General features: G+C 68.7%; 21 protein-coding genes. 14 read left to right on the top strand and 7 right to left on the bottom strand.

Annotated elements, in window-relative coordinates:
* Positions 1–18: 18 nt before the first annotated feature.
* Both LQZ87_RS13960 and LQZ87_RS13955 read left to right on the top strand, forming a co-directional pair.
* On the top strand, positions 19–471 hold the full coding sequence (locus LQZ87_RS13960; protein ID WP_230104054.1) for a flagellar hook capping FlgD N-terminal domain-containing protein: 453 nt from the start codon (positions 19–21) through the stop codon (positions 469–471).
* Between the two features lie 21 nt (positions 472–492).
* Positions 493–1,653 carry a flagellar hook protein FlgE gene (locus LQZ87_RS13955; protein WP_230104053.1) on the top strand — a complete coding sequence of 387 codons (1,161 nt, stop codon included), beginning with the start codon at positions 493–495 and terminating at the stop codon, positions 1,651–1,653.
* 243 nt (positions 1,654–1,896) lie between these two features.
* Here LQZ87_RS13955 and LQZ87_RS13950 read toward each other — a convergent pair whose 3' ends face one another.
* Both LQZ87_RS13950 and LQZ87_RS13945 read right to left on the bottom strand, forming a co-directional pair.
* Positions 1,897–2,562 (bottom strand): cation transporter, encoded by a 666-nt coding sequence (locus tag LQZ87_RS13950; RefSeq protein ID WP_230104052.1) that lies wholly within the window; start codon positions 2,560–2,562, stop codon positions 1,897–1,899.
* Entirely contained in the window at positions 2,559–2,915 is a 357-nt protein-coding gene (locus tag LQZ87_RS13945) for a metalloregulator ArsR/SmtB family transcription factor (RefSeq protein WP_230104051.1), read from the bottom strand. The genes LQZ87_RS13950 and LQZ87_RS13945 overlap by 4 nt, the downstream gene beginning before the upstream one ends.
* A 146-nt stretch (positions 2,916–3,061) precedes the next feature.
* On the opposite strand from LQZ87_RS13945, the gene LQZ87_RS13940 reads away from it, so the two are divergent.
* From LQZ87_RS13940 to csrA, 12 genes are read left to right on the top strand one after another with little or no spacing between them, the layout of a single operon-like run.
* Entirely contained in the window at positions 3,062–3,304 is a 243-nt protein-coding gene (locus LQZ87_RS13940; protein ID WP_230104050.1) for a flagellar FlbD family protein, read from the top strand.
* Entirely contained in the window at positions 3,304–4,113 is an 810-nt protein-coding gene (locus tag LQZ87_RS13935; protein ID WP_230104049.1) for a MotA/TolQ/ExbB proton channel family protein, read from the top strand. Before LQZ87_RS13940 ends, LQZ87_RS13935 begins: the two co-directional genes overlap by 1 nt.
* Entirely contained in the window at positions 4,110–4,928 is an 819-nt protein-coding gene (locus LQZ87_RS13930; protein WP_230104048.1) for a flagellar motor protein MotB, read from the top strand. The genes LQZ87_RS13935 and LQZ87_RS13930 overlap by 4 nt, the downstream gene beginning before the upstream one ends.
* 48 nt (positions 4,929–4,976) lie before the next feature.
* Entirely contained in the window at positions 4,977–5,921 is a 945-nt protein-coding gene (locus LQZ87_RS13925; protein WP_230104047.1) for a flagellar motor switch protein FliM, read from the top strand.
* The gene (gene fliN, locus LQZ87_RS13920; protein ID WP_230104046.1) at positions 5,918–6,592 is read left to right on the top strand and encodes a flagellar motor switch protein FliN; all 675 of its coding nucleotides are present in this window, start codon (positions 5,918–5,920) and stop codon (positions 6,590–6,592) included. The genes LQZ87_RS13925 and fliN overlap by 4 nt, the downstream gene beginning before the upstream one ends.
* A gap of 50 nt (positions 6,593–6,642) precedes the next feature.
* Positions 6,643–7,104, top strand: coding sequence for a flagellar biosynthetic protein FliO (locus tag LQZ87_RS13915; protein WP_230104045.1), 462 nt, complete (start codon positions 6,643–6,645; stop codon positions 7,102–7,104).
* A complete protein-coding gene (gene fliP / locus LQZ87_RS13910) occupies positions 7,101–7,802 on the top strand; it encodes a flagellar type III secretion system pore protein FliP (protein WP_230104044.1) in 702 nt (233 codons plus the stop codon). Before LQZ87_RS13915 ends, fliP begins: the two co-directional genes overlap by 4 nt.
* Positions 7,799–8,074 (top strand): flagellar biosynthesis protein FliQ, encoded by a 276-nt coding sequence (gene fliQ / locus LQZ87_RS13905; RefSeq protein WP_230104043.1) that lies wholly within the window; start codon positions 7,799–7,801, stop codon positions 8,072–8,074. Before fliP ends, fliQ begins: the two co-directional genes overlap by 4 nt.
* 1 nt (position 8,075) lies before the next feature.
* Positions 8,076–8,837 (top strand): flagellar biosynthetic protein FliR, encoded by a 762-nt coding sequence (locus tag LQZ87_RS13900; protein WP_230104042.1) that lies wholly within the window; start codon positions 8,076–8,078, stop codon positions 8,835–8,837.
* Positions 8,834–9,922 (top strand): EscU/YscU/HrcU family type III secretion system export apparatus switch protein, encoded by a 1,089-nt coding sequence (locus LQZ87_RS13895; protein ID WP_230104041.1) that lies wholly within the window; start codon positions 8,834–8,836, stop codon positions 9,920–9,922. Before LQZ87_RS13900 ends, LQZ87_RS13895 begins: the two co-directional genes overlap by 4 nt.
* Entirely contained in the window at positions 9,919–11,997 is a 2,079-nt protein-coding gene (locus tag LQZ87_RS13890) for a flagellar biosynthesis protein FlhA (RefSeq protein ID WP_230104040.1), read from the top strand. Before LQZ87_RS13895 ends, LQZ87_RS13890 begins: the two co-directional genes overlap by 4 nt.
* A gap of 44 nt (positions 11,998–12,041) precedes the next feature.
* Positions 12,042–12,296 (top strand): carbon storage regulator CsrA, encoded by a 255-nt coding sequence (gene csrA, locus LQZ87_RS15235; RefSeq protein WP_290368280.1) that lies wholly within the window; start codon positions 12,042–12,044, stop codon positions 12,294–12,296.
* 20 nt (positions 12,297–12,316) lie between these two features.
* Here the strand turns inward: csrA and tsaE are convergent, their stop codons facing one another.
* From tsaE to LQZ87_RS13860, 5 genes are all read right to left on the bottom strand, one after another.
* Positions 12,317–12,745, bottom strand: a complete 429-nt coding sequence (tsaE, locus tag LQZ87_RS13880) for a tRNA (adenosine(37)-N6)-threonylcarbamoyltransferase complex ATPase subunit type 1 TsaE (protein ID WP_230104085.1) — start codon at positions 12,743–12,745, stop codon at positions 12,317–12,319.
* Positions 12,746–12,795: 50 nt separating this feature from the next.
* Positions 12,796–13,896, bottom strand: a complete 1,101-nt coding sequence (gene alr, locus LQZ87_RS13875; RefSeq protein ID WP_230104039.1) for an alanine racemase — start codon at positions 13,894–13,896, stop codon at positions 12,796–12,798.
* Positions 13,897–14,029: 133 nt separating this feature from the next.
* Complete coding sequence (locus LQZ87_RS13870) at positions 14,030–14,395, bottom strand: holo-ACP synthase (protein WP_230104038.1); 366 nt, start codon at positions 14,393–14,395, stop codon at positions 14,030–14,032.
* Positions 14,396–14,441: 46 nt separating this feature from the next.
* Positions 14,442–14,933, bottom strand: coding sequence for an SRPBCC family protein (locus tag LQZ87_RS13865; RefSeq protein ID WP_230104037.1), 492 nt, complete (start codon positions 14,931–14,933; stop codon positions 14,442–14,444).
* On the bottom strand, positions 14,930–15,295 hold the full coding sequence (locus tag LQZ87_RS13860) for a metalloregulator ArsR/SmtB family transcription factor (protein ID WP_230104036.1): 366 nt from the start codon (positions 15,293–15,295) through the stop codon (positions 14,930–14,932). The genes LQZ87_RS13865 and LQZ87_RS13860 overlap by 4 nt, the downstream gene beginning before the upstream one ends.
* Positions 15,296–15,454 lie beyond the last annotated feature (159 nt).

Genomic DNA, 15,454 nt, shown 5'->3' with positions numbered 1-15,454 from the left:
GATCGAGAAGAGGAACCCATGACCGCTGTCGATGCGATCTCCGCAGCATCCACCGTCTCCACAACCGGCCTGCAGACCGGCACCACGACGCCGGCGACCGAGCGCAAGCAGACGCTCGACTCCGAGGTCTTCCTGAAGCTGCTCGTCACGCAGCTCACCAATCAGGACCCGAGCTCTCCCATGAACACCAACGAGATGATCGCGCAGACCACGCAGCTGGCATCCATGGAGCAGCTCACGGCCCTGAGCACCACCACGAACGAGAACTTCGCGCTGAGCATGCGTCAGACCGCCGCGACGCTCATCGGTCAACAGGCTCAGTACGTCGATGAGGCGGGTGTCGAGCACACCGGCATCGTCTCCGCCGTCTCGTTCAGCAGCGCCGTTCCGATGGTGACGATCGGCGACACCGCCGTCCCCCTCGATTCGGTCTCCGGACTGACCCTCGTCTCCCCGACCACTCGATCCTGACCCACCCAGAAAGGCACCATCATGCTTCGCTCCCTTTTCTCCGGCATCTCGGGTCTGCGCTCGCACCAGACCATGCTCGATGTCACCGGCAACAACATCGCCAACGTCAACACGACGGGATTCAAGGCGTCGGCCGTGCAGTTCCAGGACTCCCTCTCGCAGCTGCTGCAGAACTCGATGATGCCGCAGCAGGGCGCTGGCGGGCAGAACCCCGCCCAGGTCGGACTCGGCGTGCAGGTCGCCGGCATCCGCACCAACTTCGCCGCCGGTGCCCCGCAGCCGACCGGTGTCCCGACCGACCTCATGATCAGCGGGGACGGCTTCTTCGTCGTCCGCTCCGGCGGCGAGACGCTCTACACCCGCAACGGCGGATTCTCGTTCGACACCAACGGCCAGCTCGTCAGCGCTGACGGTGCGCTGGTGCAGGGCTGGACGGCCGTGAACGGCACCATCGTCCCCGGCCAGGGCCTGGGCAGCATCACCCTGCCCGTCGGCGCGCTGATCCCGGCGACGGCGTCCACCTCGGCGACGGTGAAGGGCAACCTGCCGTCCGAGGCGGCTGTCGGCGACGTCCTCGTGCGCGACGTGCAGGTGTACGGCGCGGACGGCACCGAATCCTCGCTGCGGCTCACGTTCACGCGCACGGCGACCGGTTGGGACGTCAGCGACGGAAAGGGCGCCAGCACGGCGCTCGCCTTCACCGACGGAGCGCAGACCGGAGCCGGATCGCTCGTGTCCGGCGGCATCACGGTCGACCTGTCCGCCGTCACGGGCTTCGCCGACGTCAGCGACATCGCGATCACCGAGCAGAACGGCAAGCCGGCCGGAACGCTGAGCTCGTACGCACTGACGAACGACGGCAGCCTCGTCGGCACGTTCAGCAACGGCGAGACGGAGGTACTGGCGCGCGTCGCCCTGGCCGGCTTCGTCAACCCCGGCGGCCTCGAGAAGGCCGGTTCGTCGCAGTTCCGCGCGAGCGCGAACTCGGGTCAGGCGACCATCGGCTCCGCCGGCTCCGACGGACTCGGCGGCATCATCAGCGGTGCGCTCGAGATGTCGAACGTCGACCTGTCGCAGGAGTTCACCAACCTCATCGTCGCGCAGCGCGGCTTCCAGGCGAACGCCCGCATCATCACCACCAGCGACGAGGTGCTGCAGGAGTTGACGAACCTCAAGCGCTGATCCGGCGCTCGACGACGAGGGAGAGCCGCCCGGCCTGCCGGCTCTCCCTCGTCAGCACTCACCGCAACACGGCCCCGAAAACGATGCCCGGTAGCAAGCTTTAGCAGTGCTAACCGCGAGTAGCGGCGCCGCTAGCAAGCTTTAGCAGTGCTAACCACGAGTAGCGACCTGCCGCCAACCGTTCACTCAGCCAATGCGTGAGCGTGCAGGCGATCGGCAGGACGTCGAGGGGTCCGATGTGGGTCATGCTTCCACCTCAGCAGAGCCGCCCTGCTCGAAATCCTCGAGGACCTCGAACGGCGACTCGACATCCCCGCGCCAGGCCTCGACCCCCTCGCGTATCGCGAGGACCGAGACGACGAGCGCAGCGACCGAATCGGCCCATGCCCATCCGAGCAGTGCGTTGAACAGCAGCCCGAGCAGCACGGTGCCGGACAGGTAGATGCACAGCAGCAGCTGTTTGGCGTCGGCCTGCACGCTGCGCGAGCCGAGTTCTCGTCCGGTCCGGAACTCGAACCACGCCAGTGCCGGCATGACGATGAGGCTCGCGATCGCGATTCCGATGCCGACCGGGGTGTACTCCGGCGTGCGCACGCCGACCAGCGCGAGGATCGCTTCGACGATGACGTACGCAGCGAGCGCGAAGAAGGCGATCCCGATCACGCGGACGGTGACCTTCTCCCATCGCTCCGGATCCCTGCGGGTGAACTGCCAGGCGATCGCCGCAGCGGACGCGACCTCGATCGTGGAATCGAGCCCGAACCCGATCAGCGCAGCAGAAGACGCGAGGGCGCCCGCCGCGAGGGCGATGACCGCCTCGATGATGTTCCACGAGATCGTGAAGAAGACGATGAAACGCACCCGACGGTGCAGGATGCGCCGCCGCACATCGGTCAAGGTGACGCTCATGCGAGGTCGGGTCCGCAGCAGCCGGGGACCGCGCACGTCGGGTCCATGCACGGGGCATCTTCGTCGACCGCGAGCGTGACGTCGATGAGCGCTGCCAGGGCGGCCGTCAGATGCGGGTCGGCGATCTCGTAGCGGGTCTGGCGCCCCTCCGCCTCGGCCACGACGATCCCGCAGCCGCGCAGACAGGCCAGATGGTTGGAGACGTTCGTCCGGGTCAGCTCCAGCTCGTGGGCGAGCCTCGCCGGGTACCCGGGCGCCTGGAGAAGAGACAGCAGGATGCGAGAACGTGTCGGGTCGGCCATCGCACGCCCGAGTCGATTCATCACGTCCACTCGTGTCGCAATAGTCAGCATGCACTGACTATACAGTCAACAGTGACCTATCGAAACACGTACCCCGCTAACGCTCCGGAGTCGGCAGCCGACAGTCAACCACGACGGCCCAGGATGGGCGGTCAGTCCTCACGGATCGAGGACACGTTGTTTCCAGGATGGAGCCCATGATCGTCGTCACGCGCCTGAACCGAACACGGTTCGCGCTGAACCCTGACCTGATCGAGCGGATCCAGGCCTCCCCCGACACCACCATCATCATGGTGGATGCCGCCACCTTCGTCGTCACCGAGACGATGGCCGAGGTGATCGCGAAGATCACCGAGTACCGCGCCGGCGTACTCGCCGCCGCGGCGAACCTGGCCCGCATCCCGATCTCCCCCGCCGACGAGCCGGAGGCGGTGCGCTGATGGATCCGTCACTCATCCTCGGCCTCGTCCTCGCGTTCGGCGCCCTGCTGGCCATGATCGGCATCGAGGGCGCCTCCGTGACGGCCCTTCTGCTGCCGGCGCCCATGATCCTCGTCTTCGGCGGCACCATCGCCGTCGGCATCGCGACCGGAACCATCCGCGACTTCCTGCACGCGATCAAGGCGCTGCCGCGTGCTTTCCGCGGCGACAAGCACTCGGCCTCGAGCATGATCGACAAGATCGTCGGCCACGCCGAGAAGGCGCGCTCCGAGGGTCTGCTCGCACTCGAGCAGTCACTCGTCGACGAGAAGGATCCGTTCCTGCGTCAATCGCTGCAGAGCATCGCGGACGGCGTCGACGCCGAAGAGCTCCGCACGCTGATGGAGGACGAGATCACCTCGGCCGCCGCACGCAACCGCACTGCATCCAAGTTCTACATGACCCTCGGCGGATTCGCGCCGACGGTCGGCATCGTCGGCACCGTGGTCTCGCTGACGCACGTGCTCGAGAACCTCGACCAGCCGGACGAGCTGGGCCACATGATCGCCGCCGCGTTCGTCGCCACGCTGTGGGGCCTCCTGTCGGCGAACTTCATCTGGCTGCCGATCGGCGGCCGTCTCCAGCGTCTGGGTGAGCTGGAGGTCGAGCGGATGACTCTGGTGATGGAGGGCATGCTGGCCGTTCAGGCAGGGTCCCCGCCCCAGTTCGTCGGCGAGCGCCTCCGCGCCCTCGTCGCACATCGTCCGACGGCGAAATCCAACCGCAGGGGTGCGGGTCAAGGGGCAGCGGATCCGGCACCGACGTCATGAGCGTCAGAGCGCGTCGACAGGTCCCGCACGACGAGCACAGCGGGCCCGACGAGCGCTGGATGGCGTCCTACCTCGACATGATCACGGTGCTCATGTGCCTGTTCATCGTGCTGTTCGCGATGTCGACGGTCGACCAGGAGAAGTTCGCGGCCCTGAGCGCATCGCTGGCCACCGGGTTCGGGCAGGACCCGACGGAGTTCGCCGACACCGCAGAGGGCGTCGTCGTTCCCCCCGAACTCATCGACGAGAAGGGCGAACCGGCCGACCCTGACCTGAACGCCGCCGTCGTCGAGTTCGAGGAGCTGTCCGCACTGCGCGACAAGCTGCGTGACGTGCTCGCCCAGAACCACCTGGACGCAGACGTCACCTTCACGATCGACGACCGCGGTCTCACGATCGGACTCGTCAGCGCCGAGACGTTCTTCGAGACGAACAGCACGAAGCTCAGCGGCAAGGCCGTCGCCGTGCTCGACGCCCTGGGCACGGTGCTGGTCAGCGTCCCGAACGACATCTCCGTCGAAGGCCACGCCGATCACCGCGTCGCAGCGGCCCCGTTCGCGACGAACTGGGAACTGTCCTCCGGCCGCTCGACCCAGGTGCTCCGGCACCTCGTCGAGTCCGGCGGTCTGCCGCCCACTCACGTGAAATCCGTCGGCTATGCCGACACCCGTCCGATCGCCACAGGGTCCAGCGCAGACGCGCTGGCCAAGAACCGACGGGTCGACATCGTCGTCCTCTCCCAGGTGAAAGAGGAGGTGCGCTCGCTCATCCCGTCCGTTCAGGCCTCTGCGGGGGGATCCAAGCCAGGACCCTGACCTCTCCGTCGCCTAACGCGCGCACGTCGCCGCCCGATAGTGGGGTTCGTGGTGATCGACGACAGCGCGCGATCCGGCATGCCGACGGAGGGGCCTTCGGCGACCGCCGAGATCGCGGCATACGACTTCGAGCGTTCGGCGACGCTCTCCCGCGAGCACGCGCGCGCGCTCGAGCTGGCGTTCGAGACGTTCTCGCGCCAGTGGGCCGCCGAGCTCTCGGCCAAGATCCGCGTGCGGGCGACCGTCACGGTCGAGTACGTGACGATGCAGAGTTACGGCGAGTACGCCCAGTCGCTGCCGACCACAACTGCACTCGTCGTGTGCGCCCTGCCGGACTCGTCCGAGCGGATGATCGTGCAGTTCCCGACGTCGGCGGCGACCGCCTGGATCGTGCAGATGGTCGGCGGGCGCCCCGGCGGCGCGACGGAGGAGCGCACGTTCACGCCGATCGAGCAGGCTCTGATCGGATCCCTGATGACGGATGCCATCGCCCTGCTCACCGGCACGATGGACGGGCTGCTCCCGCAGGACGTGACGATCGCCGGCATCCAGTACAACTCGCAGTTCGCGCAGGTAGCCGCAGACAACGAGCCGGTGATCGTGGCGCAACTCACCATGCGTCTGAGCGGACGCTCCGTTCCGACGAGCGTCATGTTGCCGGCATCCATCCTCTCGGCGTTCGCTTCCACCGCCCCCGCGGACCGCTCCGCCAACCCCGAGCTCGTGCGCCGGCAGGTCGAGGAGACGCCGATCGAGGTGTCGCTGCGGCTCAGCCCGCGCACCATGCTCCCGCGCGAGGTCCTCGGCCTCGCGGTCGGCGACATCGTGCCGCTGCCGCACGCGGCCGACCGGCCACTCCTCCTGCTCGTGGGCGATCAGCCCATCGCCACGGCCGCCGTCGGCACCGCCGGGGCGCGCCTGGCGTGCGTCGTCACGACCACGATCCCCGACCCCAGCACCGTTTCCGTCCCCGCCTCCGAGGAGTCCGCGTGACCACCACCACCGCTTACGAGTCCGCCGTCGCCGCAGCCTTCGCGGCCCGGCTCCCCACTGCGGCTCCCACCGGCGTCCGGCCGTCGCGTTCCTCGGGCGATACCGGCGACGCCGTCGTCGTCTCGTTCGTCGGAGAGGCCAGTGCCGAGCTCGCCGTGCAGATCCTCGACCCGCTCACACTCGTCGACGGCCTGCCCGACGCGCCGCTCGCGGACCGGCTGCTCGACGCCCTCGAGGCATCGGCGACCGCGCTCGGCCCTGGCGCGCTGGGCGAAGCGCGCATCGGCGACGCATCGGCGATCTTCTCGCATCCTTCCGTGCAGGTGTTCGATCTTCTCGACGACACAGAGCGCACGATCGGCCGTCTCGCCGTCCGCGTGACGCAGCTCCCTTCGAACGATCGGACGGGGAGCGGCGCCACCTCGTCGCGCCGTCTGCAGCGCATCGCCGGCGTCGAGATGGACCTCACGGTCGAGATCGGCCGCACGCGGATGGCCGTGCGCGACGTGCTCGACCTCGAGCCAGGACGCGTCGTCGAGCTGGATCGCTCGGCCGGCGCACCCGCCGACGTGAAGCTCAACGGCCGCATCATCGCCCACGGCGAGATCGTCGTCGTCGATCAGGATTATGCGGTGCGCATCACGCGCATCCTCGAGAACATCGAGGCCTGATCCTGGAGGAGCTGCTCGTCGGACTGCGCGTCGCCCTGTCGCTGGCGGCGGTGCTCGGGCTGCTCTGGTACCTGCAGCGACGGTTCTCCCGCGGGGCATCGCGCCGCCGCGACGCCCAGCCGATCACGGTGCTCGGTCGCCAGAGCCTCGGGTCGAAGGCGCAGTTCGTCGTCGTGCAGACCTCAGACGCGCGATACGTGCTCGGGGTCACCGAGCACGGCGTCAGCGTCATCGATCGCCTGGACGTCGACGAGGATGCCGAGCGAGAGGATGCCACGGCATCCGGGATCGTCGCGAACGACGCATCGCGGCATCCGGAAGACGCATCGCGGCATCCGGACGACGCGACCGGCGCATCCACGGCGTTCGACAGCATCCTCGCCGGGGCATCCGACACAGGCGCGCCAGAACTCCGTCGCCGCGTACGGCGTCGGAACGACCCCCTGCGCGGATCGATCATCTCCCCCGACACCTGGCGTCAGACCGCCGAGGCCTTCCGGCGTTCACGATGAGCGCTGCGCTGCAGGCCGCCGTCGTCCCTCTGCTCACGATCGACATCGACGGCGTCGACGGCTCCCCCTCAGGGTCGATCCTCACGCTGCTCGGGATCACGCTGCTGTCGGTGGCACCGGCCCTGCTGCTCATGATGTCGTCGTTCACGAAGATCTTCGTCGTGCTCGCGATGACCCGCAACGCACTCTCGCTGCCCAGCATCCCGCCGAACCAGGTGCTCGCTGGGCTCTCGCTGTTCCTGTCGCTGTTCATCATGTGGCCGGTGCTCACCGAGATCAACACGGTCGCAGTGCAGCCGTACATCGACGGGTCGCTCACGTTCGCGCAGGCTTTCGACGTGGGTCAGGCGCCGTTGCAGGACTGGATGCTGCGATTCACGCGCGAGGAGGACCTCGCGCTGATGTCGCGCATGGCGGCGCAGGACAACCCCACCGACCCGCAGAGCGTGCCGCTGTACACGCTGATCCCGGCATTCATGATCTCCGAGCTGCGCGCGGCCTTCATCATCGGCTTCGTCATCTTCGTGCCGTTCCTGGTCATCGACCTCGTCGTCGCCGCGGCGCTGATGTCGATGGGCATGATGATGCTGCCCCCGGTGATGATCTCCCTGCCGTTCAAGATCCTGCTGTTCATCCTGGTCGACGGATGGGGGCTGATCATCACATCGCTCCTGGAGAGTTACGGAGGGGTCGGATGAGCCCGGAGGCTGTACTCGACATCGGCACACAGGGCCTGCTCATCGCGGCGAAGCTCGCCGCCCCCGTGCTCATCACCGCGCTCGTCGTCGGCTTCGGGATCTCACTGCTGCAGTCGATCACCCAGGTGCAGGAGGTGACGCTGTCGTTCGTGCCGAAGATCGTCGCCGTCGGCATCGCCCTGCTGATCGCCGGCAACTGGATGATCGCCGAGATCATCGCCTTCACGAACGACATGTTCGACCGCATCCCGATGCTGCTGAGCGGCGGATGACGTGAACATCCCGATCGACTTCGCCTGGCTGGAGGCGACCATGCTGGCCGCGGTGCGCATCACCGCGTTCATCGTGATCGCCCCGCCGTTCTCGTACGGGGGCATCCCCATGCGCATCAAGGCGATGCTGGCGATCGGGCTGTCCCTGGCGATGGGCGCCGCAGTGGCTCCCGGGTATGAGCCGCTCGACACGGGCCCGTTCTTCGGCGCACTCGCCATGCAGGTGCTCACAGGAGCGCTGCTCGGCTTCCTCGTGATGGTGTGCTTCGCCGCTCTGCAATCGGCCGGCAACCTCATCGACGTGTTCGGCGGCTTCCAGTTGGCGCAGGCGTTCGACCCGCAGTCCATGATCAACGGTGCCCAGTTCACCCGGCTGTTCCACATGGCGGCGCTCGCGCTGCTGTTCGCGTCCGGCGGCTACCAGATCATCCTCGCCGGGCTGGCGCGCAGCTTCGAGGCGGTGCCGGTGACCGGGGTCCTCGAGGTCTCGGGCCCCGCCGAGCTGCTCGTGGACGGCGTCTCGCAGATGGTGCTCGCCGCGGTGCAGATCGCCGGCCCGCTCGTGCTGGTGCTGTTCCTCGCCGACGCCGGCCTCGGGCTCATCACCCGTGTGGCCCCCGCGCTGAATGCGTTCGCGATGGGCTTCCCGGTGAAGATCCTCCTCACCCTGCTTCTCGCCGGCACGGTGTTCATCGCCCTCCCCGCCCTGGTCGACGCGCTGGCGTCCGAGGCCCTGCGCATGATGCGGGGGGTGCGGGTATGAGCAACGACAGCGGTGAGCGCAGTGAGAAGGCCACGGACAAGCACCTGCGCGAAGCCCGGCAGAAGGGGCGCATCTCGCGCAGCCAGGACCTCACCGCCTGGCTCGGGATCGGCGCGGCCGCGGTCGCGCTGCCGGCGGCCATCGGGCTCGGGGCGTCGGCCGGCACCGAGCAGCTGATCTCGCTCACTTCGATCGTCCATGCACCGTCGCCCGCGTCGGCGCTCGGTGCTCTCGGTCAGGGGCTCGGCTCGATCCTCCCGACGCTCGGAGTGATGCTCGCCACCGTCGCCATCGTCACGCTTCTCGGAGCCGTGATCCAAGGTGGCGTGCACCCGCGCAAGCTCGCAGGACGGTTCGAGCAGTTCAACATCGTGAACGGCGTCAAGCGCGTGTTCGGCCTGCAGGCGCTGTGGGAGGGCGCGAAGGCCCTGCTGAAGACCGCCGCGATCGGACTGGCCCTGTGGGTCGTGATCGCCGGGCTCATGCCCGTGCTCTCCGCGAGCGGCTCGCACTCGATCTCGCGACTGCTCGGCACTGCCAGCGAGGGCAGCGCTGCACTGCTGCAGACGGCGATCGCGGTCGGGCTGGCGCTGGCGGCGATCGACGTGTTCGTCGTGATGCGCCGAAACACCAAGCACACCCGCATGACCAAGCGCGAGGTGCGCGATGAGAACAAGAACTCCGAGGGCGACCCGCTGATCCGCCAGCAGCGCCGCTCGCGTCAGCTCGCGATCAGCCGCAATCGCATGATCGCCGCTGTCGCCGGCTCCGACGTCGTACTCGTGAACCCGACCCACGTCGCCGTCGCCCTGAAGTACGAGGCCGGCCGCTCGGCACCGAAGGTCGTGGCCAAGGGCACGGGCGTGATCGCCGACAGCATCCGAGAGCGGGCCAAGACGGCCGGAGTGCCGATGATCCGCGAGATAGCGCTCGCCCGTGCGCTGTTCGCCTCGTGCGAGGTCGGGCAGGAGATCCCCGAGGACCTGTACAACGCCGTCGCCAGGGTGCTCGTGTTCGTCGACAGTCTGCGCAAGCGCGGTGCCGCCCGCGGCATCCATTCCCTTCCCTACCGGAGAACCGTATGAATCAACTGCTGCGGAAGCTCGCGGTGCCGATCGGCGTGGTCGGCATCATCATGCTGCTCGTCGTGCCGATCCCGCCGTTCCTGCTCGACACGCTGATCATCCTGAACATCATGTTCGCGCTGGTCATCCTGCTGACGTCGATGTTCGTGCGCAAGCCGCTGGACTTCTCGGTGTTCCCCTCGCTGCTGCTCGTGGCGACGCTTTTCCGGCTCGGGCTGAACGTGGCATCCACCCGTCTCGTGCTCGGCGAGGCGTACGCCGGGCAGGTGATCGAGGCATTCGGGGCGATCGCCGTCGGCGGCTCGCTGATCATCGGCGCCGTTGTGTTCCTCATCCTCGTGGTGATCCAGTTCGTCGTGGTGACCAAGGGTGCGGAGCGCGTGGCCGAGGTGGGTGCGCGCTTCACCCTCGACGCCATGCCGGGCAAGCAGATGGCGATCGACGCCGACCTCAACGCGGGGCTGATCACCGACACACAGGCGCGTGAGCGCCGGGCCGAGGTCGCCGCTGAGGCCGACTTCTACGGCGCGATGGACGGTGCGTCGAAGTTCGTCAAGGGCGATGCGATCGCCGGCCTCGTGATCATCATCATCAACATCATCGGCGGCATCGCGATCGGGCTCGTCTCGCACGGCATGGACATCGAGGAGGCCGTCAGCACGTACAGCCTGCTGACGATCGGCGACGGCCTGGTGACGCAGATCCCAGCGCTGCTGATGGCGGTGTCGACGGGCATGATCGTCACGCGCTCGAACGCCGAAGCCGAGATGGGTCAGGCCGCCACCGCGCAGCTCGGGCAGTCGCGCAACGCGCTGCTGATCGCCGGGTGCGCGGCGCTCGTCATGGGTCTGATCCCCGGGATGCCCGTGCTGCCCTTCGTCGCCGTCGGAGCGCTGCTGCTGTTCGCGGCGCAGCGGGTCAAGGCGGGCGAGGCGAAGGCGGCCGCTGAGGAGGCGACGTCGGCCGCGGATGCTTCCTCGGCTTCAGCGGCCGACCAGCCGGAGGAGCTCATCGAGAAGATGCGGGTGCACGCGCTCGAGATCCAGCTCGCCCCGAACATCGTCGACCTCGTCACCGGCGGCCCCGACGACCTGCTGGCGCGAGTCAAGGCGCTGCGGCGCAGGATCGCGCTGGACCTCGGCCTCGTCGTTCCTCCGGTCCGAACGCGCGACAGCATCGAGCTGCCGGTGTCGACGTACACGATCCGCATCGCGGGCGTCGAGACGGGCCGCGGCACCGCTCCCCCCGGATCCGTGCTCGCGCTCGGACAGGGGCTGGATTCCCTGCCGGGCACCGCGGCGCTCGACCCGGTGTTCGGGCTCGAGGGCAAGTGGATCCCCATGGAGATGCGGCACAGCGCGGAGTTCTCGGGGGCCACGGTGATCGACCGGGCGAGCGTGATCATCACGCACCTGTCGAGCGTCATCCAGTCCAATGCCGCTCGCCTGCTCAGCCGCGAGGACGTGCGGCAGCTCACGGACGCGCTCAAGCAGGTCTCGCCGTCGGCCGTCGAAGAGCTCACGCCCGCGCTGCTGTCGCTGGCCGAGGTGCAGCGGGTGCTGCAGGGGCTGCTCGCCGAGCGCGTGCCCATCAACGACCTCAGCCGCATCTACGAGGCGCTCGCGCTTCGCGCCAAGACCTCGACGGAGCCGGACGGACTGATCGAGGCAGCGCGTGCGGCGCTCGGCCCCGCGATCGCCGCACGGTTCGCGGATGCCGGAACACTGCGCGTCATCATGATCAACCCTCTCCTGGAGCAGGCGATGCTCGAGAACCTGCGGACGAGCGACGACGGCCCGCAGATCGTGTTCGACCCGCAGCGGCTCGAAGGGGTCATCGAGTCGGTCAAGCAGGCTGTCGCGGCCATCACCGATGGCGCAGAGCCGGTGCTGGTCTGCGCGCCGACGCTGCGGGCCGCGGTGCGGAGGCTGGTTTCGGCGCAGACCGACGGGCTGCCTGTGCTGTCGTACAACGAGGCGACGGCCGCAGCACTCACGATCGAGACGGTCGGCGTGGTGCGCGACAGCCCTGCTCTGTCCGCACCCGTGGGTGCTGTGCCGACGCCCGGTCCGTGAGCCGAGGCCCGGTCCGTGAGCCCGTCGAAGGGTAGGCTGATCTCGTGCTGGTGTTGACGAGGCGGATCGGTGAGAGCGTACGCATCGACGGCGAAATCGAAGTGACGCTGCTCGACATCAAGGGCGACAGCGTGCGCATCGGTGTCAAAGCGCCGCGCGAGACCCGCATCCAGCGGTCGGAGATCGTGGATGCCGTCGTCGCCGAGAACGTCTCGGCCGCCGCTGATTCCGGAGCCGACGCCGAGAAGGCGATCTTCGAGGCCCTCGCCGCCCGCCGCCGGGCTTCCGGCGAGGACTGAGGCTTCGACGAAAGCTCGCGCTAAGCCGCGACCCGCTCGATCACGACGAACCGGGCGGCGTCAGCATCCAGGTCCTCGTCGGCGATGCCATCGGCCCCGCCGACGGGACGCTCGATCTCGATATCCCACCACTCGTCGGCGATCGCGGAGGCCATTTCGCGCCCCCACTCGATCACCACGACGGAGCGGGCGAAGTCGATGTCGAGGTCGTCGAGCTCGGCGGCTGAGCCGAGCCGATACGCGTCGACGTGCACGAGCGGCGCGCGCCCGACCAGCGACGGATGCGTGCGGGCGATCACGAACGTCGGGCTCTGCACGGGCCCTCGCACGCCGAGGCCCTCCGCCAGGCCACGTGTGAAGGTCGTCTTCCCGGCACCCAGCGGTCCGGTGAGCACGAGCAGATCGCCCGCCCCCAGCTGCTCGCCGATCAGGAAGCCGAGGCGCTCCATCTCGTCGGATGTGTCGATCTCACGGCGTCCGAGGAATGCCGGGTCGACGCTCACGCGCTCCTCCGCGGAACGCGGTTGCCGACGCGCGTGACGATCTCGTAGTTGATCGTGCTCGCCGCGTTCGCCCACTCCGTCGCCGACGGCAGGCCGAGCGTCGGATCGCCGAACAGCACGACCTCATCGCCCACAGAGACCGCCGAGTCGCCGACGTCGACGATGAACTGGTCCATCGCGACGCGTCCTGCGACGTGGAACCGCCGGCCGTTGATCATGACGGGTCCACGACCGGATGCCTGGCGCGGGACGCCGTCCGCATACCCGAGCGGCACGAGCGCCAGCGTGGTGTCGCGGTTCGTGCGGTGGTCGTAGCCGTACGAGACGCCGGCACCCGCCGGCACCCGCCGCACTGCGGCGACTGCGCCGCGCAGAGTCATCGCCGGGCGGAGACCGAGGTCGGCGGACGACCGATCGTCGAACGGCGACAGGCCGTAGAGCCCGATTCCGATGCGCACGGCGTCGAGCCTCATCTCCGGCAGGTCGATCGCCGCGGCCGTGGCGGCGATGTGCCGGATCTCGGGGCGGATGCCGGCGGATGCGGCGGCCCTCGTCCCCTCGTCGAAACGGGCGAGCGCCGCACGGTCATCGGCGGGCGATGTGTTGGAGAGGTGGCTGAACAGGCCGACGATCCGGATGCGTCCGATGCGTTCGAGCCGCGCGGCCTCGGCGAACACGCGACCCCAGTCGCCCGGCGCGATGCCGTTTCGCGAGAGACCCGTCTCGAGTTTGAGGTGCACAGCCACGTCGCCGCCGGCGACGGCCCCCGCGGCCTCGAGCTGGTCGAATGACGAGATGCCGACCTCGATGCGGTTGGCCGCCGCGAGCTCGAACGTCTCGCCCGGTTCGAGCAGCCAGGCGATGATGGGGGCGGTGATCCCGGCGCGGCGCAGCTCGATGCCCTCGGCGATCTCGGCGACGCCGAGACGGGTGGCCCCGCCGGAGAGCGCGGCGACAGCGGATGCCGTGGCCCCGTGCCCGTACGCGTTGGCCTTGACAACGGCGATGACCTCGGTGCCCGTGAGCTTGCGGATGTGCCGGGTGTTGTCGGCGATAGCATCCATCTCGATCGTCGCCTCGCGGAACGGCGCGCTCATGCTGCGCCCTCCGAGCGCTCGGATCGTCTCGCGTCCCGCCGAGACCCCGTCGTCGCGTCGACACCCCGTGTTAGAGGCGTTCCTGCGACGGGGCCTCGGCGGTAAGACGGGGTCTCGGCGAACCGGGCGGGGGTCATGCGGCACCCTCGATCCGCTCAGCGACGACGAACGCGGTCGCGAGGCCGGCGTCGTGCGACATGGTCAGGTGCAGCGCCGTGATGCCGCGCTTCTCGATGACGTCGGCGGTCGTGCCGGTGAGCCGGAAGTACGGCTTGCCGGATTCCTCCGACCCGATCTCGATCTCGGTCCAGTGCACGCCGTCCGAACCGCCCAGCGCTTTGATGAGCGCCTCTTTGGCTGCGTAGCGCGCGGCGAGCGACGGCAGCCTCAGCTCACGCTCGGTCGGGGCGAACAGGCGCTCCATCAACCGCGGCGTCCGGGACATGGTGCGCTCGAACCGCGGGATGTCGACGAGGTCGATGCCGGTCCCGATGATCACTGCTCCAGCCTACCGGCGCGCGCCCTGCCCGCACGGAGCCCTCGCGTCAGAGCCCGCCGAACCGCTCCTCGTACCCGGGCGAGAGTTCGGCGAATCGCGCGTCCCAGTCCTCCGGAATCGGCTCACCGGCGACGTCTGCCGCAAGCCGCTCGAGGTACGTCTGCCATCCGGCACCGTAGAAGATCGACCGGATGCCGGTGTGCACGAGCCGCATGCGCGTACCGCCCGCCACCGGCTCGAGCGTCACGGTGAGCTCGGTGGGTTCCTCTTGCGTGGCGTGCCACGTCGTGGTGAACGAGCGGGGCTCGTCGCAGAAGCTGATGGTGCCCGTGGCCCACGGTTGCTCAGCTCCCTCGGTGGCGACCGCCCAGGTGCCGCCCTCGCGGAGATCGCCCGTGTACTCGACCATCCAGCGCGCCAGGCGCTCGCGCGTCGTGATCGCCTGCCAGAGGTCGTCGATGTCGGTCGCGTAGACCTCTTCGTAGACGAGGCGGAAGCCGTCGCCGTGCCGCTCGATGGTGGGGTTGTCGACGGTCATGATGCACTCCTGTTCTCGTTGTGACTGGTCTTCTGCTGCGCTGTTGCACGCCGGCCGCGGGCGACCTCGGTGTGCAGCGCGTCGAGTCGCTGGGAGAGCGGCGCGCACAGCGCAGCGAGGGCGCGCTCCGCAGCATCCGGCCCCGCAGGGTCGAGGGCATAGAGCCGACGCGCGCCCTCGGCGCGCACCGTCGCGAACCCGTTCTCGCGCAACACCTTCAGATGCTGCGACACGGCGGGCTGCGAGATGCCGAACTCGGCCCTGACGATGTCGGTCAGGACGCCAGCCGGCTGCTCCCCCAGCGCGAGCACCGCGACCAGCCGTCGCCGCACGGCATCCGCGAGCACCTCGAACTCATGCATCCTCAAATCATATAAGCATCACCTTATATCCTCAATAGGAATCCACGCTGAGACCCCGTCTTAGCACCGAGGCCCCGTCGTAGTTCGGTGACTACGACGGGGCCTCGGAAGCAAGACGGGGTCTCGGCGAATGCTCGGCGGGGCCCGGCGGGGCCGGCG

This window comes from Microbacterium sp. Bi121 (assembly GCF_918698005.1).
In the GTDB taxonomy this organism is placed as follows: Bacteria; Actinomycetota; Actinomycetes; order Actinomycetales; family Microbacteriaceae; genus Microbacterium.
This window is presented reverse-complemented; position numbering and strand designations above follow the sequence as displayed.